This is a genomic window from Caballeronia sp. ATUFL_M2_KS44, from assembly GCF_023630965.1.
Lineage (GTDB): Bacteria > Pseudomonadota > Gammaproteobacteria > Burkholderiales > Burkholderiaceae > Caballeronia > Caballeronia concitans.
Genome location: NZ_JALQEA010000057.1, coordinates 196,342 through 214,853, shown reverse-complemented (window position 1 = coordinate 214,853; position 18,512 = coordinate 196,342). Strand labels below are relative to the sequence as shown.

Below are 18,512 nucleotides of genomic sequence, written 5' to 3'. Positions count from 1 at the left end.
CCTGTCATTGGCATAGAATCGCAGAATAATTAACGAATGTGTGAATACTGAAATGCCTGTCGAACTGCGTCATGTGCGCTGCTTCCTGAGTGTCGCGAGGCATCTCCATTTCGGGCGCGCCGCGGAAGAACTCGGCATCGCGCCGCCCGCGCTCACGCGGCAGATCCAGGAAGCGGAGCGGCTGCTCGGCGTGGGCCTCTTTCATCGCACGAAGCGTTCGGTCGAACTGACGGCGGCGGGCGTCGCCTATCTCGACGAAGCCGCGACGGCGCTCGATCATCTCGCGCGCGGCGCCGAACGCGCGGCGCTGGCCGAGCGCGGCGAACTGGGCAAGATCGTGATCGGCTATGTCGGGTCGGCGGTGTATTCGGGCGTGCTGCAGGCGACCGTGCGCGGCTTTCGGGCGTGCTTTCCGCAGGTCGAGATCGGCATCGAGGAAATCGTGATGCGCGACGCCGGTGCGCTGCTGGGCGACGGCCGCATCGACATCGCGTATGTGCGCCCGCCCGTGCCTCATCCGGAAAGCGTGGAGGCACGCACCGTGCATCGCGATGCGTTCATCGTCGCGTTGCCCGCCGATTCGCCGCTGACGGCGAGCCGCGTCATCGCGCCGGCGCAGTTGCGCGATCAGGCGTTCGTGGTGCCGGAGCAGGAATCCGGCACGCTCGAAGTGGCGCGGCGCGGACGCTTTTCGGCGCGCATCGTCGCGCGGCCGGGCACGCTTGCCGCCGTGCTCGCGCTCGTGTCGCTGGGCGGCGATGTCGCTGTCGTGCCGCGTTCGCTCGCGCAGTGCGTGACGGTGCCGGGTGTGGAGTATCGGGAGATCGCGGGGAAGGCGGTGCCTTCGGAAGTCGCGATGATGTACCGGCGCTTCGAGCGGGCAGCGGCGGTGCGGGCGTATCTGGATTTCGCGGCGCGAACGTAAGTGTCGTGCATCGCGACGTTCGATTGCTGCGCCTTTACGAAGGCACGACTCAGATTCAGCAGCCAGTCATCGGCAAGCATTTGATGAAGGCTTCGTGAGCATGAGTCCGCGACGCTCGACGCCGCCTACCATCGCAAAAGCCGCGGCCCGAGCCATGCGCCGATGAGCGCCGGCAGCAACATGCCCATTGCGTACCACACGCCCCAGAACGCGGGGCTCATCTCCGGGCAATGCAGGCAGTACACGATGGTGGCGGTCGAACTCGCCAGCAAGCCCGCGACGGCGCCCGCGAGCCGCAGGCGCGTCGGTGCGAGCGATTGCATCGCCCACATCGCGGCGGGAAACGTCGGCACCGAGAGCAGCAGGATATTGAACGGGCACGTGCGCCACGTATGCCCGAGCACGAGCGGCCAGCGCGCCGTGGAATCCGCCGCGTCCAAAACGAGCCAGCCGCCGATCCACACAGCGACGAACGGCAACGCGACGATCGCCCACGAATAGCCGAGACGCGCGCCCGGCCGCCCGATCCTTTCGATGGCGAGCATTGCGCCGATGGCCGTCGCCAGCGGAAACGCGAGCTTTGCCCAGAAGATGCCCGTGCGCGCGACGACGCCGATGTCATGCCGCACGCCGAACACGATGCTCATCAGAACGAGCGAGCCTGCCGCGCCGAGCAGCAGCGCCTGCGCGAAGCGGCGCGACGCGACCGTGCGATCGACGCGCGTCACCTGATTCGAGAGCAGGGTGATGAGTTCATCGGTTTTCATCGGAGTCCCCGGATCTTGGCGGCGAGTGCCTTGAGACCGCGATGCACGCCCACTTTCACGGCCGATTCGGAAAGACCCGTGATCCGCGCGGTCTCCGTCACTGACATGCCCTCCAGTTTCATATGAACGATCGGCAGGCGCTGCTTGTCCGGCAGATGTTCGAGCAGCTTGCCGACGTCGTGGCGCGCCTCTGCCGGTTCGTCGTCGATGGCGCCGAGCAGTTCCTCATGATCGTCGAGCGGGACGTTCAGCGAGTCGCGGCGCGCATGCGCGCGAAAGAAGTCCATCAGCTTGTAGCGCGCGATGGCGTGCAGCCACGCCGTCAACGGCTCATCCGGACGATACGTGTGCCGCGCGTTATGAACCGCCAGCAGAATTTCCTGCACGAGGTCTTCGACATCGTCGGGACGACGCGCGATGCGCTTGCGCAGATAGCCGCGCAAATGCCGCGTGAGGTCCTGCAGAAAGCCGCGATATGCGCTCTGGTCGCCATCGAGTCCGCCGATGAACAGCGCTTTCAACCGGCTTTCCGCATCTTGCAACATGGTTCCTGTGTATCCGGTGCGACGAGGCGAAGTAAGGGATGAAGCAGCGGACCACGCAAGCGCCGCTGCAAGAGAGAAACGGCCGCCGTGCCGCGGCTCGATCGCTTCAGGGTAGCCGAAGCCGTGATTCGTCTCAATAGCGCCTTCCTGATCCATGGTTGTCGTTCACCTCCTTGCTTACGTTAGTTCGCTGCCTGGCCGTCGCGCGTTACAGCGCGGCTGTAACTTTTTTCGGGCGGCGGGCGAACTCACCTGACGAAGACGAAGACGCAAATTCGATGAAACGCGTGTAACCGGCGACGCATCCGCGACGAACTAACCAGTAACCGACTCACAGGCCGACGATCAAAGGTGACCGACATGGAAACGACGGAAACGATCAAAGCGCCGCTGGCATCCGCGCACGAACGCTCGCCCCGCGATGCGCCGATTCATCCGCGATGGCTGCGCGTGACGCACTGGCTCAACGCATTGGCCGCGCTGATCATGATGTTCTCCGGCTGGCGCATCTACGACGCATCGCCGGTGTTCAGGCAGATCGTCATTCCGCCTTCGATCACGCTCGGCGGCTGGCTCGGCGGCGCGTTGCAGTGGCATTTCGCGGCGATGTGGCTGCTGGTCTTCAACGGCATCGTCTATGTCGTGCTGAACGTGGCGAGCGGCCGCTTCTTCTCGAAGTTCTTTCCGCTGTCGCCGCGCGCCGTGCTGCGCGATCTCGTCGCCGCGTTGAGCGGAAAGCTCTCGCACGCGGATCTGCGCCAGTACAACGCGGTGCAGAAGCTCGCTTATCTCGCGGTCATCGTCGATCTGTTCGTGCTCGTGCTGTCAGGACTCGCGATCTGGAAGTCGGTGCAATTCCCGCTGCTGCGCGACCTGATGGGCGGTTACGACAACGCGCGCATCGTGCATTTCTGCGCGATGGCGTTCATGGCGGCGTTCGTCGTCGTGCATGTGGCGATGGTCGCGCTCGTGCCGCGCTCGCTGCTCACGATGCTGCGCGGCCGCTGATGCAACCCGGACATGACGCCATGAAAACCGACGACAAGCGAATCATCAACGTGGATCGCGCATCCGTGCTGGCCGATGCGCACCGCGAACTCGACAACCCTTCGCGGCGCCTCTTCGGCAAGCGCGTGCTGACGCTGGGCGGGCTGTCGCTTCTGACAGGCTGCTCGCTGACCGACGACAAATCGGTGAACACGTTCCTCGCCGCCGTATCGCGTTTGAACGATCGCGCGCAGGCGTTGCTCTTCGACCCGAAGCGGCTCGCGCCCACGTACACCGAGGCGCAAATCACGCGGCCGTTTCCGTTCAATGCGTTCTATGGAATCGACGACGTGCCCGAAGTGAACGGCAACGACTATCGCCTGAAGGTGAGCGGTCTCGTCACGGGCCAGCGCGTATGGACCTTGCCGGAGCTTTACGCGCTGCCGCACGCGGAGCAGATCACGCGGCATATCTGCGTCGAAGGGTGGAGCGCGATCGGGCGCTGGGGCGGCACGCCGTTCTCCGAATTCCTGCGTCGCGTGGGCGCGGATACGACGGCGAAGTACGTGGGCTTTCGTTGCGCCGACGACTACTACGAGAGCATCGACATGCCCACGGCGCTGCATCCGCAGACGCTGCTGACTTTCGAATACGACGGCGAGCGTCTGCCCGCGAAGTACGGCTATCCGATGAAGCTGCGCATGCCGACCAAGCTCGGCTACAAGAACCCGAAGCACATCGTCGAGATATTCGTCACGAACACGTATCCGGGCGGCTATTGGGTCGACCAGGGATACAACTGGTTCGGCGGCTCCTGAGCGCCGCGCCATCCACCGGTTCCGGATTGTCCGGATGCCATGCAAGACTCACCAAGGAGAGAAGCAATGAAACGATTGATGACGGCAGTACTCGCAGCGGCGCTTTCGATGGGCGCGATCAATGTGTTCGCCCAGGCGAGCGGCGCGATGTCGAACGACGCCATGTCGCACGATTCCATGTCGCACGATTCGATGTCGAAAGACTCGATGAAGAAGGGCGGCACGTCGCACGGCTCGATGAGCAAGAGCGACAAGATGAAGAAGCACGATGCGATGGGCATGGACCATCCGGCATCGGGCGCGATGTCCCAGTAACGCGCGCGAAAAAGGACCGGGCGTGCGGACAAGCCCGGTCCCTTTCGCGTTCATCTATTTGATTAACTATCCCGCGATACATCCGCGTCGCCGCTGCTATAGAGCGGAACGGTCTTCCCGCTGGCGATACTGTTGCCGACAGCCTGAAGGTCGAGCGACGGCGCTCTCGCCAGCAGCACATAAGCGAGCCGGTTCGCGCGCCACGTGACCGTCTTCATTTCGCCGACCTGACCGGCGTGCACCGGCGCGTCGCCCTTGTTTTCCTCGATCACGCACAACGCGACCGGATCGCCGCGCTCCGGCAGATACACCATCTGAATGAGCGGGCGGTCATGGTAGTTCAGGCGCTGCACGCGCTTGAACTTGAGACCGGCCTGACGCAGATCCGGAACGTCGACCGGCATGCCGTCGCGCTGATGGATGTCGGCGAGCACCTGCTGCGTGCTCACCTTGTCTTCGCGCAGATTGGAAACCGTGTCGCGTCCGTACAGCACCTGATAGTCGGCCACGCTCTGCACCCACGGATCGGCGCCGCGATTGAACGGGTTGTAGCCGCCGAGATAGCCGGTCAGCACGCCCGAGCAGATCGCGCCCGCGACGAACGCCGCAGCCGCCCACTGCATCGGGATCACGGAAAAGCGGCGCGAGGCGCGCGAACGCTTGCGCTCTTGCGTCGTGCTCACGCTCACGAGTTCCTCGATACGGCGCGTGAGGCTTTCCGGCACGGGCGGCACCGTTTGCCGGTCGTACGCGGCGCGATACGGCAGCACCGACGCCTGCAGCGCCGCCGCGCGCGCCGCGAGTTCGTCGGAGTGCGCGATCGCCGCTTCGACTTCCGCGCGCTGCTCCGGCGAAAGCTCCCCGTCGACGTACGACATCAGCAGCGAATCATCGACATTCATCATAAGGATTCCCCTTTTCTGGCTGCTCCCGGCGCCTGCACGCTGAACCGCTGACCGATGGTCAGCCGCGCGCGCGACAGCCGGCTCATGACCGTGCCGATCGGCACGTCGAGCACGTCGGCCGCCTCGCGATAGCTCAATCCTTCGATCGCCACCAGCACCATCACGACGCGCTGCGCTTCGGGCAGCGCCTCGACCGCGTCGATCACCTGGCGATGCAGCAAGTCCAGCTCCGGATTGCGCGCCGAAGGATCGGCGAACGATTCGATTTCCTCGTCCTGCCAGTCCATGCTGCCCCGGCTGCGAATCGAACGTGCGCGCAATTCGTTCATCCACGTCGAATGCACGATCGAAAAGAGCCAGCTCAACGTCGACGTCCCCGGCTGCAACTGACTGCGCCGCTCCAGCGCCCGCACGCAGGCGCGCTGCACCAGATCCTCGGCGTCGTGCTGGTTCTGCGTGAGCCGCAGTGCGAACCGCCACAAGCGCGGCAACAGCGTCGGCAGAACGGTCGGCAGATCGTCGTCGTTCATCGGGGCAGCTCCTGTGATGGGCGCGCTCATGATTGACAACACTCGAAAAGCCGATCTATTCCGCGAATTTTTCGATTTTTTTTGCGGAATAAGCGGACGGGGGCAGTTGTTTTCGGGTCACGGATCGCGCAACGGCGCGCACTCGAACCGAATAGGAGACAGATCATGGAGACCCTCCTCGACCGCGCACGGCAGGCAGGCATGGCGGTCATGCTGGACGCGTGCATCGGACGCGAACGTTTTCATAGCATAGCCGCTTCGACGGCAACGCTCGAACGTTTTGCACAGCTTTGCGAAGCACCCGCCGTGAGCCGCGAAACGCTCGAACACTGGGCGGCGCTCTGCGAACGCGGTGACGTGACGGCCGTGGCGGCGTCGATCCGCCGGGCGCTCGCCTAAACGCGTCGCGTTTCGCACGCGGCGAAGCATCGGTATCAATTAGACATCCGAACGAAATCAACCTTCGCGATCAATGGCGACGCGAATTTTGCCTGTGCCGCGAGGCGCATTTTTCTCTGGAGACTGAAATGGCTTTCGACATGTTTCTCAAGCTGGGCGATATCAAGGGTGAATCTCTGGCGGCGGGTCACGCCGAAGAGATCGAGGTATTCAGCTGGTCGTGGGGATGCGCCCAGACCGGCACGATGCACAGCGGCACGGGCGGCGGCACCGGGACGGCGGCGGTGCAGGACCTTTCGATCAGCAAGTACGTCGACAAAAGCTCGCCCACCATCGTGCAGTCGTGCTGCCAGGGCGTGCACATGCCCGAGGCCGTGCTCACGCTACGCAAGGCGGGCGGCAAGGACCCGGTCGAGTATCTGAAGATCACGCTCAAGGAAGTGCTCATCAGCAGCCATTCGATGGGCGCGGGCGGCGGCGATCAGATCTCCGAGACCATCACGCTCAATTTCGCGCAATTCAACATGGAGTATCAGCCGCAGGACAACACCGGCGCGAAGAAGGGCGGCGTGGTGACGGGCAAGTGGAACATCCCGAAGAACAAGTCGGAATGAGCCGCCTCACGGACTAACCCACGCCTCTCACGGACCTCACCATGAATCGCGCAGATATCGCAGCCTGGCTCGCCGACCTCACGCCGGATCGTCCGTGCGGCGAGGACGAAGAGTACAGCGCCGATTTCCGGTCGCTGGAAGAGGCGATCGCCGGCAAGCCCGACGCCCAGTACGGCGGCACCGTGATCGCCGCCACGCCGCCCGACTGGACGCTCGCCCACGCGCTCTCGATGACCCTGCTGGAACGCACGCGCGATCTGCGCGTGGCGGTGCATTACACGCGTTCGAGCACGGTTCGCGAGGGTTTCGCAGGACTCGCGCGCGGCTTGGCGCTGATCGAAGGGCTGCTCGATCTGCACTGGAGCGGCGTGCATCCGCAACTCGACGCCAACGACGGCGACGATCCGACCGCGCGGGTCAACGCGCTCTCGGCGCTCATCGACGACGCGGGACTCGTGGGCGAACTGCGCGACGTGCCCTTCGTCGCGCCGCGCGGCCAGCGTGGGTTCTCGCTGCGCGAACTCGATGTGATGTCGGGCGAAGCGCCGCTTGCCGATGGCGACGAGATGCCGACGTTCGCGGCCATCGATGCCGCCTTCGCGCAGGCAGGCATGAGCGAAGCGCGGGCGATGGACGAGGCGCTCGCGTCGGCGAGGGCATCGCTCGCGAATATCGAGAGCACGCTGACCGCTCGCGTGGGGCCGTCGCGCGCGCTCGATTTCGGCTCGCTCGCCCGGCCGCTCGGACGTATCGGCGAGTTCGTCGCGGCGCGGGTCGGCGTGCTGGAGCCGGCTACGGGGGAAAGGAGCAGTGCGACGGAGACCGGCAGCAGTGAAGAGGGCGCGGGTTCCGGTCCGGCGACGCATCGCGCCGCCGCGGCCGGACCCGCCACGCCCCGGCGCATCGCGAGCGCGCGCGACGTGAGCGAAGCGCTCGACGCGATCTGCGCGTACTACGCCGAATGCGAACCGTCGAGCCCGTTGCCGGTGCTATTGCAACGCGCGCGGAGACTGGTCGGCAAGAGCTTCATCGAAATCATCGAGGACGTCGCGCCGGATGGCGCACATCAATTCAGGCATCTGGGCGGGGTCGTCTGACGGTCCCGAACACAAGCAAAGGAATGGACATCATGGCCAAGGAAAGCAGTCAGAAATTCATTGCGCGCAATCGTGCGCCGCGCGTGCAGATCGAATACGACGTCGAGGTTTACGGCTCGGAAAAGAAGGTCAACTTGCCCTTCGTGATGGGCGTGCTCGCGGATCTCTCGGGACAGCCCGCCGAGCCGCTCGCGCCCGCCGCCGAGCGGAAGTTTCTCGAAATCGACGTGGACAACTTCGACGAGCGTCTCAAGTCGATGAAGCCGCGCGTCGCGGTGCAAGTGCCGAACACGCTGACAGGCGACGGCAACGTCGCGGTCGACCTCACGTTCGAGAGCATGGACGACTTCACGCCCGCCGCGATCGCCCGCAAGGTCGAACCGCTGCGGCAACTGCTGGAAGCGCGCACGCAACTGGCGAACCTCATGACCTACATGGACGGCAAGACCGGCGCCGAAGCACTGATCGCGCGCCTGCTGGAAGAGCCCGCGCTGATGAAAGCGCTCGCCGCCCAGCCGCGTCCGAACGACGACGCCGATCAACCCCACACCGGAGCATGACGCGATGAACGATCTCAGCATCCAGCCACAGCGCAGCCCCGCCGTCATGGACGCGGCGCCCGAACTCGACGACTTCTCCACGCTGCTGCAAAAGGAATTCAAGCCGAAGTCCGATCATGCCCGCGACGCCGTGGAGAACGCGGTGCGCACGCTCGCGGAGCAGGCATTGCGCGACACCGGCGTGATTTCCGGCGATGTCCTCGCGACCATCGAAGCGCTCATCGCGCAGATCGACCGGACGCTCACCGGGCAGATCAACCTGATCCTGCATAGCGAGCCGTTCCAGAAAGTCGAAAGCGCATGGCGCGGCCTGCATTACCTCGTGAACAACACGGAGACCGACGAATCGCTCAAGATCCGCGTGCTGAACATCTCCAAGCCGGAACTGCACAAGACGCTGAAGAAGTATCGCGGGGTCGCGTGGGATCAAAGCCCGCTCTTCAAGAAGCTCTACGAGGAGGAGTACGGCCAGTTCGGCGGCGAGCCTTACGGCGCGCTCGTCGCGGATTACTACTTCGATCACAGCGGCCCGGATGTGGACCTGCTCACGCAGATCGCGAAGATCGCGGCGGCGGCGCACGCGCCGTTCATCGCGGGTGCGGACCCGGCTGCGCTTCTGATGGAATCGTGGCAGGAACTCGCGAATCCGCGTGATCTCACCAAGATATTCCAGACGCCCGAGCATGCCGCGTGGCGCTCGCTGCGCGATTCGGAGGACTCGCGCTACATCGGTCTCGCGATGCCGCGCTTTCTCGCGCGCGCACCCTACGGCGCGAAGTCCGATCCGGTCGAAGCATTCGACTTCGAGGAAGACACGGCGGGCGCGAACAGCAGCAAGTACGCGTGGGCGAACGCATCGTATGCAATGGCGGCGAACATCACGCGCTCGTTCAAGACGTTCGGCTGGTGCTCGCGCATTCGCGGCGTCGAGTCGGGCGGCGCGGTCGAGGGGTTGCCCGTGCATGCATTCCCGACGGACGACGGCGGCGTCGACATGAAATGCCCGACCGAGATCGCGATCAGCGACCGGCGCGAGGCGGAACTGGCCCGCAACGGCTTCATGCCGCTCGTGCACAAGAAGAACTCGGACTTCGCGGCCTTCATCGGCGCGCAATCGCTGCACAAGCCGGCTGAATACGAAGACCCGGACGCCACCGCCAACGCGAATCTCGCCGCGCGGCTGCCGTATCTGTTCGCGTGCTGCCGCTTCGCGCACTACCTGAAGTGCATCGTGCGCGACAAGCTCGGCTCGTTCAAGGAACGCGACGACATGGAGCGCTGGCTGCAGAACTGGATTCTGCAATACGTCGACGGCGATCCCACGCATTCCTCCGACGACACCAAGGCGCGCAAGCCGCTCGCCGATGCGCAGGTCATCGTGGAAGAAGTGGCGGGCAATCCGGGCTACTACACGTCGAAATTCTTCCTGCGTCCGCACTATCAGTTGGAAGGTCTGACGGTGTCGCTGCGGCTCGTGTCGAAGCTGCCGACGGCGAAGGCCGCGTGAAATCCAACCATTCCGTGCACAAAGGAGCCGCCATGTCCGAACCTTCCGCCCGCGACCGCCTGCAGCCTTCGTTGCTGGATCGCCTGACCGATTTCGAACCGCAAGCGCGTCACGAATCCCGCGAGCGTCGCGTGATCTCGGCGCGTGCGCTGCGCGAGAGCGTGCAACGCGATATCGGCTGGCTGCTGAACGCGAGCGGTCTCGGGAATGGAACGGACGCGGCGAATCTGCCGCATGTGGCGACGTCGGTGCTCAACTACGGCCTGCCGGATCTCGCGGGCCGCGACGTCGCCGCGCTCGCATCGGGTGCGCTGGAGCGCCTGATTCGCGATGCGCTGTGGGCGTTCGAGCCGCGTCTCGCGCGCGAATCGGTGCGCGTGACCGCGATCGACGACGCGAAAGGCGCACGCGGCGGCCACGTCATCCGCTTCGAGATCGAGGCGGACATGTGGTCGCAGCCGTATCCCGAACGCCTGTTCCTGCGCACGGAACTGGATCTCGAAGCGGGCGAGGTGCGCGTGTCGGACGCATCGGCGATGGAGCAGTCAGCATGAACCCCGCCTTCCTCAAGTACTACAGCCAGGAGCTTCAGCACGTGCGCGAGATGGGCGGCGAATTCGCCGCCGCGTTCCCGAAGATCGCCGGACGGCTCGCGCTGGATGGCGTCGAATGCGCGGACCCGTATGTCGAGCGGCTCTTGGAAGGCTTCGGCTTTCTCGCCGCGCGCGTGCAGATGAAGCTCGACGCCGAGTTCCCGCGCTTCACGCAGCATCTGCTGGAGCTGGCGTATCCGCACTATCTCGCGCCGACGCCGTCGATGGCGGTCGTGCAGCTTCAGTCCGATCACGCGAATCCGCAACTCGCGGGAAGCGCCGATGGCATCGTCGTGCCGCGTCATACCGCGCTGCGCGGCATGCTCGACAAGTCCGCGTCGACGCGCTGCGAATTTCGCACCGCGCATGCGGTCACGCTGTGGCCCGTCGAGATCGCGCAGGCGAAGTTCTTCACGCATGCGGGCGCGCTCGGCGCGCAATCGCCGGCGTTGCCCGCGAACGTCAAGGCGGGACTGCGCCTGCGGCTGCGCGCGACCGGCTCGCTCGGCTTCGACCGGCTTTCGCTCGACACGCTCGCGCTCTATTTGCGCGGCCCGGACGGTCTGCCGTCGAAGCTGCACGAACGCCTGCTCGCGCATTGCGTCGGCGTCGCGGTGATGCAGCCGGGCAATGGCACGAGCAACGGCGCGAGCGCTTCCACGACGCTCGCCGTGTTGCCGAAGACCGCGCTGCGGCCGCTCGGTTTCGCCGAAGACGAGGCGCTGTTGCCGGTCGGCCGGCAATCGTTCGATGGCTACCGGCTGCTGCAGGAGTATTTCGCGTTCGCGCCGCGCTTCATGTTCGTCGAACTGAACGGCTTGCGCGACGCGTTGCGTCATTGCCGCGGGCGGGAAGCGGAGATCGTGATCCTGCTAGATCGGGCCGATGCATCGCTCGAACGCAGCGTCGATGCATCGAACTTCGCGCTCGATTGCACGCCTGCCATCAACCTGTTTCGCCGGCGCACCGACCGCGTCGCGCTGTCGGAGACGGAGTTCGAATATCACGTCGTCGTCGATCGCACGCGTCCGATGGACTACGAAATCCATCAGATCGACGAAGTCACCGGCTACGGCGCGGGCGCGGATGCGCAGAAGCAGTATCGGCCGTTCCATTGCGCGAAGGATCTCGACATGCCGGGCGAAGGCGGCGCGTTCTATCAACTGCGGCGCGAGTCGCGGCGCGCGTCGGTGCGGCAGCAGCAGAACGGCGCGCGCAGCAGCTACCTCGGCAGCGAAGCGTTCATCGCGCTGGTCGATGCCGCTAGCGCGCCCGAGCGCGGCGACGTGCGTCAGCTCGGCATCAGCGCGTGGTGCACGAATCGCGATCTGCCGCTGTCGATGCCCGTCGGCGCGGGATCGACCGACTTCACGCTGGAGACCGAAGCGCCCGTCACCGCCGTGCGCTGCGTCGCGGGCCCGAGCCGGCCGCTGCCTTCGTTCGCGGAAGGCCCGGCGGCGTGGCGGCTGCTCGACCATCTTTCGCTCAACTACGCGTCGCTCGTCGATGCCAACGAGCACGAAGGCGCACGCGCGCTGCGCGAACTGCTCGCGCTCTACTGTCCCGCCGGCGATGCCGCCGCGCATCGCCAGGTGGAAGGGCTGCGCTCGGTGTCGTGCGCGCCGGTCGTGCGGCGGCTGCCGTCGCCGGGGCCGATCGTCTACGGGCGCGGCCTCGCGATCGCGCTGCATTTCGACGACGCCGCGTTCGAAGGCGCGAGCGCCTTCCTGCTCGGCGCGGTGCTCGCGCGGTTCTTCGCGCAGTACGTGTCGATCAATTCGTTCACCGAGACCGCCGTCGCGACGCTCGCGCGCGGCCCGATCATGCAGTGGCCAGCGAGGACCGGACGATGCGCGACGCTCTGACCATCGACGGCATGCTCGCGCGCGACGCCCGCCGCTTCGACTTCTTTCAGGCGCTGCGGCTGATCGAGCAGGCGCATGGCGAGCGTCCGCGTCTCGGCCGGTCGCTTTCCGCGCGCGACGACGCCGTGCGGCTCTCGCAAGACCCGGAACTGATCTTTCATCCGACGACGCTCGGCGATTACGTCTCCGGCGAGGACGGCAAGCCCGGCCGGCTCGCGGTGAATTTTCTCGGCCTGCTCGGACCGAACGGCCCGCTGCCGACGCATCTGACCGCGTATGTGCGCGAGCGCGTGCGCCACGCGAACGATCCGACGCTCGCGCGCTTTCTCGACGTGTTCCATCACCGGATGCTCTCGCTGTTCTATCGCGCATGGGCGGATGCGCAGCCGGTCGTGAGCGCGGACCGTCCGCACGACGATCGTTTCGCGGATTACGTGGGCAGCCTGTTCGGTCTGGGCGCGCCCGCGCTCGCCGGTCGCGACGCCGTCCCCGATTCCGCCAAGCGTCATTTCGCGGGCGTGCTTGCCGCGCCGACGCGCCACGCCGACGGGCTGCGGCTGATTCTCGCGCGCTTCTTCGGCGTGAAGGTGTCGATCGAACCGTGGCGCGGCCACTGGATCACGCTGCCGGAAGACGCGCGCACGTGTCTCGGCGGCGCGCGGCTCGGCGTATCGACGGTCGTCGGCACGCGCGTGTGGGACTGCCAGCACAAGTTCCGCATCGTGATCGGGCCGCTCGGTCATGCCGATTTCACGCGCTTTCTGCCGGGCGGCGCGAGCCTCGCGAAGCTCGCCGACTGGGTCCGCAACTACGTGCGCGATCCGCTCGACTGGGACGTGGCGCTGCATCTCACGCGCGATGAAGTGCCGCTGCTGCGTCTGCAGGCGAATGCGAAGAGCGGCGCGCGTCTCGGCTGGAACACGTGGCTCACGAGCGGCGCGCCGGTCCATGACAACCATCGGGTCGTGATCGCCGGGCAGGCGAAAACGGGCCAGAAGCCAACCCCAGGCAAGGAGATTCATCATGACTGAAATCAGCCGCATGGCGTTGTTCGGCAAGCTCGATCCGCTTGCCTATCGTGCGATCGAAAACGGCGCCGCGTTCTGCAAGCTGCGCGGCAATCCGTATGTCGAACTGGCGCACTGGATGCATCAGATTCTGGTCGCGGCGGATTCGGATGTGCGCCGCCTCGTGCGCCATTTCGAGCTGGACGAAACCGCGCTCGAACGCGATCTCACCGCCGCGCTCGATCGCCTGCCGCGCGGCGCGACGTCCGTTTCCGATATCTCCGCGCAAGTCGACGAAGCCGTCGAGCGCGGCTGGGTCTTCGGCTCGCTCATGTTCAATGCGGCGAAGGTGCGCACGGGGCATCTCGTGATCGGCATGTTGCGCACGCCGAACCTGCGCAATGCGCTTTACGCGCTGTCGCGGCAGTTCGAGAAGATCAGTTTCGATGCGCTCTCCGCCCGCTTCGACGCGCTGCTCGCCGGTTCGCCCGAAGCGCACGCTTCGGCTGTCCCCGAGGCCGCGGAAGCCGCGGAAAAGGCCGCCGCGCCGCTCGCGCAGAACGATGCGCTCGCCCGCTACACCGTCGATCTGACCGCCGAGGCGCGCGAAGGCAAGCTCGATCCTATCGTCGGGCGCGACATGGAGATTCGCCAGGTCATCGACATTCTCATGCGCCGCCGGCAGAACAACCCGATCCTCACGGGCGAGGCGGGCGTCGGCAAGACGGCGGTGGTGGAAGGCTTCGCGCAGCGCGTCGTCGCGGGAGACGTGCCGCCCGCGTTGCGCGACGCCGTCGTGCGCACGCTCGATGTCGGTCTGCTGCAGGCGGGCGCGAGCGTGAAGGGCGAATTCGAGAACCGCCTGAAGCAGGTGATCGAAGCGGTGCAGGCGTCGGAGAATCCGGTGATTCTTTTCATCGACGAGGCGCACACGCTCGTCGGCGCGGGCGGCGCGGCGGGCACCGGCGACGCGGCCAACCTGCTCAAGCCCGCGCTCGCACGCGGCACGCTGCGGACCATCGCGGCGACGACGTGGGTGGAATACAAGAAGCACATCGAGCAGGACCCGGCGCTCACGCGGCGCTTTCAGGTGGTCAAGGTGCCGGAGCCGACGGAAGCGGGCGCGATCGCGATGATGCGCGGCCTCGTGCGCAAGATGGAGCGGCATCACGGCGTGCAGGTGCTCGACGAGGCGCTGGAGGCGGCGGTCAAGCTGTCGCATCGCTTCATTCCGGCGCGCCAGTTGCCGGACAAGGCCGTGAGCCTGCTCGACACCGCCTGCGCGCGCGTCGCGGTGAGCCAGCAGGCGCTGCCGCCCGCCCTCGACGATGCGAAGCGGCGCATCGAGACGTGGACGACCGAAAGCGAGATCGTGGCGCGCGAAGCGGCGCTCGGCATCGATACGACAGAACGCGCCGCCGATGTCGCCGCGCGGCTCGACGCCGAGCGTTCGCGCCTCGCCGATCTGACCGCGCGCTGGGAAGCGGAACGCGCGCTCGTCGGCCGCATTCTCGCGGCGCGGCGGGTTATCGAAGAAGGCGGCGAGTCCGTCACGCTCGCGGACCTCAAGACGCTGACCGGCGAACTCGCGCAACGCCAGGGCGAAGCGCCGCTGATTTTGCCGGGCGTGGATGCGCACGCGGTCGCATCGGTGGTGCAGGACTGGACCGGCATTCCCGTCGGCCGCATGGTGCGCGACGAAGCCGCGAGCGTGCTCGATCTGGCCGAGACGCTGAATCGGCGCATCGTCGGACAGGATCACGCGATGAAGATGATCGCGCGACGCGTGCAGACCGCGCGCGCCGGCCTCGACGATCCCTGCAAGCCGGTCGGCGTGTTCATGCTGGCGGGCACTTCCGGCGTCGGCAAGACGGAAACCGCGCTCGCGCTCGCCGAGGCGCTGTATGGCGGCGAGGACAACGTCATCACCGTGAACATGAGCGAGTATCAGGAAGCGCATACGGTCTCGCTCTTGAAGGGCGCGCCGCCGGGATATGTGGGCTATGGCGAGGGCGGCGTGCTGACCGAGGCGGTGCGTCGCCGTCCATACAGCGTCGTGCTGCTCGACGAATTCGAGAAGGCGCATCCGGACGTGCACAAGCTCTTCTTTCAGGTCTTCGATAAAGGCCGCATGGAAGACGGCGAAGGCCGCGAGATCGACTTTTCCAACACGCTGATCCTGCTCACGACGAACGTCGGCACCGAACTCATCACGCATCTGTGCGGCGGCAGACATGAAGCGCCGTCGCCGGAAGACATCGCGCGGGCGTTGCGCGAACCGCTGCTCGAAGCGTTTCCGCCGGCGCTGCTGGGGCGCGTCGCGGTGATCCCGTATTACCCGCTAGACGCAGCGATGCTCGATGCGATCATCCGCCTGCAACTCGCGCGCATCGGGCGGCGCATCGGCGAGCGGCATCGCGTGAGTTTCGTGTATGACGACGCGGTGGTCGGCCAGATCGCGCGGCGCTGCACGGAACGCGCGAGCGGCGGCCGCATGATCGACGCGATCCTGACCAACACCGTGCTGCCGCGCGTGAGCACGGAGTTTTTGAGCCGTCTCGTCGATGGCCGCAGCGTGGAGAAAGTCGAAGTCGGCGTGAGCGACGGCGACTTCACCTATTCGTTCGATTGAGCGTTCGACTGAGTGTTCGATTCAGGAGCCAGCCATGCCACAACAAGTCGTCATGGGCGCGACGTTGCAATGCTCGTTCGGCGTGACGCCGTCCGCGCTCGTCGTGCTGCCCGTCAACCGCGTGCGCTGCGAAGGATCGATCGCCGCGAACATCATGGATCACGAGCCGCTCGTGAACATCATGCCGTTCGGCATGTGCACGTCGCAGGCGAATCCGGAAGTCGCCGCGGCCACGGCCGCCGCGTTGGGCACGCCGACGCCGATGCCCTGCGTGCCCGCGACGCTGACCCCGTGGGTGCCCGGCGCGGTCACGGTGCTGCTCGGCAACGAGCCGTCGCTCGACAACGTCTCCAAGTGCGTCTGCAACTGGGGCGGCGTGGTGACGATCGTCGATCCGGCGACGCGCGAAACGCAGATTCCCTAACGAGGCCGCGATGATGCTCACCGATACCGATCGCATCGCGCAGGTGACCTGCGCGCTCGGCAAGAACGCGCTCGTGCTCTACCGCATGCGCGGGCGCGAGGAACTGGGACGTCTCGCGCAATGGGATATCGAACTGCTCGCGGAGCGCTCGAATGCCGATATCGCGAAGATGCTCGGCAGCGACTTCTCGCTGTCGCTTGCCATTCCTTCCGGCGGCACGCGCGAGTACAACGGCATCGTCACGGCGTTCGAGCTGGCGCGGCCCGCGAGCACGCAGCCCAATCTCCCGGCGATGTATCGCGCGACGGTGCGCCCGCGCCTGTGGCTGCTCACGCGCGCGTCGCACTGCCGTTTCTTTCATCAGATGAGCGTGCCCGCGATCATCGGCAGCGTGCTCGCGGACTATCACATCGACTTCGAGAACACGTGCTCGGCGGCGTATCCGGCTCTCGAACATTGCGCGCAGTATCGCGAGACGGATTTCGATTTCGTGAGCCGGCTCGCCGAGCGCGAAGGCATTTACTACTACTTCGAGCATCGGGGCGGCAAGCATCGTTTGATTCTCACGGATTCCTCGCAGGTTCACGACGCGACGCCGCATTGCAAGGCGCTGCCGTTTCGCGCGCAGACCGGCGCGCCGCACGAACACGAGTGGGTCTACGCGTGGTCCACGGGCGGCGAAGTGGCGACGGGCATCGTCGAGATCAACGACTATGACTTCGAGAAGCCGTCGCAATCGGCGCAGCAAGGGCTTGTGGCGCGTGCGCATCGCGTGAAGCGTTTCGATGAAGCCGTCTACGCCATGCAGGAGCACGCGCCGGGCTACACGCGCCACGAGGACGCCGAGCGTCTTGCGCGCGCGCATGTCGAGGCGCATCAGGCGGCCAATGTCTTCGTGAACGCACGCACGACCGCGCGCGCCATCTGGCCGGGCGGCATCGTGCAGTTGAGCGATCATCCGCTCGCGCAGCATGACGGCGAATATCTCGTCGTCTCGGCTGAATACGAAATCAGTTCGGATGCCTATCTTTCTTCGTTGGATGCGCGCGACCGTCCGCCCGTTTTCGATTGCGCTTTCACGGCGCTGCCGCGAGACGCCGGATTTCGCGCCGCGCGCAGCACGCCGCGTGCAAGCGTCGCGGGGCCGCAGACGGCGGTCGTCGTCGGGCCGAAAGGCGAAGAGATTCATACCGACAAATACGGCCGCATCAAGGTGCAGTTTCATTGGGAACAGCTCGCGCCCGATGCGTCGCGCGAGTCGCTGCAACGCTGCTGGGTGCGCGTCGCGCAGCCGTGGGCGGGCAAGGGCTACGGCGCGTTCTTTCTGCCGCGCATCGGACAGGAAGTGCTCGTGCATTTCATCGAAGGCGACCCGGACCAGCCGCTCGTGATCGGCAGCGTCTACAACGCGGCGCAGACCGTGCCTTACGAACTGCCCGCGAAGATGGCGCGGACCACGATCAAGAGCAATTCGACGAAAGGCGGCAACGGCTTCAACGAAATGCGTTTCGACGATACGAAGAATGCCGAACAGTTGTTCTTTCACGCCGAGCGCGATCTGGAAACCTGGGTCAAGCACGACGCGCTCACGCGGATTGGCAACGAGCGGCATGTCATCGTAGAGAAGGACGACTTCGCGCGCTGCGGCGGCAATCGCAGCGACGCGGTGCAGGGCAGCCAGCGCACGCACATCGGCGGCAAATTTTCCCTCGATGTCGGCGGCGATACGCAACACAAAAGCGGGGCGAATATTTCGGTGGGGGCGGGTGTTAACGTCGATGTGAAGGGCGGGGCCAACGTCACCATCGAGGCCGGCGCGACGCTCACGCTCAAGGCGGGCGGCAACACCATCGTGCTCGGACCGTCCGGTATCGCGATCAGCGCGGCCGGGCCGGTGTCGATCGACGGCGTGGTCGTGCAGATCAACTGCGGCGGTGCAGGCGGCGGGGCGGGGGCGGCGAGCGCGTCGCCCGATGCGCCCGATGCGCCGCGCCAGGCCGACGACGGTTCCAGATGAACGGA

At 65.9% G+C, this 18,512-nt stretch carries 19 protein-coding genes; 15 read left to right on the top strand and 4 right to left on the bottom strand.

The genetic code is table 11. The features are described from left to right. Positions 1 to 52: 52 nt before the first annotated feature. Positions 53 to 925, top strand: a complete 873-nt coding sequence (locus NCR39_RS24700; RefSeq protein WP_250455167.1) for a LysR family transcriptional regulator — start codon at positions 53 to 55, stop codon at positions 923 to 925. 125 nt (positions 926 to 1,050) lie between these two features. Here the strand turns inward: NCR39_RS24700 and NCR39_RS24695 are convergent, their stop codons facing one another. Both NCR39_RS24695 and NCR39_RS24690 read right to left on the bottom strand, forming a co-directional pair. Then, positions 1,051 to 1,692, bottom strand: a complete 642-nt coding sequence (locus tag NCR39_RS24695; protein WP_250454740.1) for a DUF1109 domain-containing protein — start codon at positions 1,690 to 1,692, stop codon at positions 1,051 to 1,053. Beyond that, positions 1,689 to 2,234, bottom strand: a complete 546-nt coding sequence (locus tag NCR39_RS24690; RefSeq protein WP_250455166.1) for a sigma-70 family RNA polymerase sigma factor — start codon at positions 2,232 to 2,234, stop codon at positions 1,689 to 1,691. Before NCR39_RS24690 ends, NCR39_RS24695 begins: the two co-directional genes overlap by 4 nt. A gap of 363 nt (positions 2,235 to 2,597) precedes the next feature. Between NCR39_RS24690 and NCR39_RS24685 the strand changes: the two genes are divergently transcribed. The 3 genes from NCR39_RS24685 (at position 2,598) to NCR39_RS24675 (ending at position 4,357) form a co-directional block, all read left to right on the top strand. After that, a complete protein-coding gene (locus tag NCR39_RS24685) occupies positions 2,598 to 3,245 on the top strand; it encodes a cytochrome b/b6 domain-containing protein (protein ID WP_250454738.1) in 648 nt (215 codons plus the stop codon). Positions 3,246 to 3,265: 20 nt separating this feature from the next. Then, positions 3,266 to 4,042: a molybdopterin-dependent oxidoreductase gene (locus NCR39_RS24680; RefSeq protein ID WP_250454735.1), complete on the top strand. Its 777-nt coding sequence runs from the start codon at positions 3,266 to 3,268 to the stop codon at positions 4,040 to 4,042. A 66-nt stretch (positions 4,043 to 4,108) separates the two neighbouring features. Continuing rightward, positions 4,109 to 4,357, top strand: coding sequence for a pentapeptide MXKDX repeat protein (locus NCR39_RS24675; RefSeq protein ID WP_250454734.1), 249 nt, complete (start codon positions 4,109 to 4,111; stop codon positions 4,355 to 4,357). A gap of 62 nt (positions 4,358 to 4,419) precedes the next feature. Here the strand turns inward: NCR39_RS24675 and NCR39_RS24670 are convergent, their stop codons facing one another. Beyond that, positions 4,420 to 5,262, bottom strand: a complete 843-nt coding sequence (locus NCR39_RS24670) for an anti-sigma factor family protein (RefSeq protein ID WP_250454732.1) — start codon at positions 5,260 to 5,262, stop codon at positions 4,420 to 4,422. Further along, on the bottom strand, positions 5,259 to 5,792 hold the full coding sequence (locus NCR39_RS24665; protein WP_250454730.1) for an RNA polymerase sigma factor: 534 nt from the start codon (positions 5,790 to 5,792) through the stop codon (positions 5,259 to 5,261). Before NCR39_RS24665 ends, NCR39_RS24670 begins: the two co-directional genes overlap by 4 nt. 165 nt (positions 5,793 to 5,957) lie before the next feature. Between NCR39_RS24665 and NCR39_RS24660 the strand changes: the two genes are divergently transcribed. The 11 genes from NCR39_RS24660 to NCR39_RS24610 all read left to right on the top strand — a co-directional run bounded on the left by NCR39_RS24660 (position 5,958) and on the right by NCR39_RS24610 (position 18,507). Then, positions 5,958 to 6,191 carry a hypothetical protein gene (locus tag NCR39_RS24660; protein WP_250454728.1) on the top strand — a complete coding sequence of 78 codons (234 nt, stop codon included), beginning with the start codon at positions 5,958 to 5,960 and terminating at the stop codon, positions 6,189 to 6,191. Between the two features lie 128 nt (positions 6,192 to 6,319). Continuing rightward, complete coding sequence (locus tag NCR39_RS24655; RefSeq protein ID WP_250454726.1) at positions 6,320 to 6,805, top strand: Hcp family type VI secretion system effector; 486 nt, start codon at positions 6,320 to 6,322, stop codon at positions 6,803 to 6,805. A 41-nt stretch (positions 6,806 to 6,846) separates the two neighbouring features. Then, positions 6,847 to 7,902, top strand: a complete 1,056-nt coding sequence (gene tssA, locus NCR39_RS24650; protein ID WP_250454723.1) for a type VI secretion system protein TssA — start codon at positions 6,847 to 6,849, stop codon at positions 7,900 to 7,902. 32 nt (positions 7,903 to 7,934) lie between these two features. Beyond that, complete coding sequence (tssB, locus tag NCR39_RS24645) at positions 7,935 to 8,462, top strand: type VI secretion system contractile sheath small subunit (protein WP_250454721.1); 528 nt, start codon at positions 7,935 to 7,937, stop codon at positions 8,460 to 8,462. Between the two features lie 46 nt (positions 8,463 to 8,508). Beyond that, entirely contained in the window at positions 8,509 to 9,969 is a 1,461-nt protein-coding gene (gene tssC, locus NCR39_RS24640) for a type VI secretion system contractile sheath large subunit (RefSeq protein WP_087128788.1), read from the top strand. 32 nt (positions 9,970 to 10,001) lie between these two features. Then, on the top strand, positions 10,002 to 10,523 hold the full coding sequence (tssE, locus tag NCR39_RS24635) for a type VI secretion system baseplate subunit TssE (protein WP_250454719.1): 522 nt from the start codon (positions 10,002 to 10,004) through the stop codon (positions 10,521 to 10,523). Then, the gene (gene tssF, locus NCR39_RS24630) at positions 10,520 to 12,427 is read left to right on the top strand and encodes a type VI secretion system baseplate subunit TssF (RefSeq protein ID WP_250454717.1); all 1,908 of its coding nucleotides are present in this window, start codon (positions 10,520 to 10,522) and stop codon (positions 12,425 to 12,427) included. The genes tssE and tssF overlap by 4 nt, the downstream gene beginning before the upstream one ends. Next, entirely contained in the window at positions 12,412 to 13,458 is a 1,047-nt protein-coding gene (gene tssG / locus NCR39_RS24625) for a type VI secretion system baseplate subunit TssG (RefSeq protein WP_250454715.1), read from the top strand. Before tssF ends, tssG begins: the two co-directional genes overlap by 16 nt. Next, positions 13,451 to 16,066: a type VI secretion system ATPase TssH gene (gene tssH / locus NCR39_RS24620; protein ID WP_250454713.1), complete on the top strand. Its 2,616-nt coding sequence runs from the start codon at positions 13,451 to 13,453 to the stop codon at positions 16,064 to 16,066. The genes tssG and tssH overlap by 8 nt, the downstream gene beginning before the upstream one ends. A gap of 34 nt (positions 16,067 to 16,100) precedes the next feature. Beyond that, positions 16,101 to 16,490 (top strand): DUF4280 domain-containing protein, encoded by a 390-nt coding sequence (locus tag NCR39_RS24615; protein ID WP_250454711.1) that lies wholly within the window; start codon positions 16,101 to 16,103, stop codon positions 16,488 to 16,490. A gap of 10 nt (positions 16,491 to 16,500) precedes the next feature. Beyond that, the gene (locus tag NCR39_RS24610; RefSeq protein WP_250454709.1) at positions 16,501 to 18,507 is read left to right on the top strand and encodes a type VI secretion system Vgr family protein; all 2,007 of its coding nucleotides are present in this window, start codon (positions 16,501 to 16,503) and stop codon (positions 18,505 to 18,507) included. Positions 18,508 to 18,512: the final 5 nt, after the last annotated feature.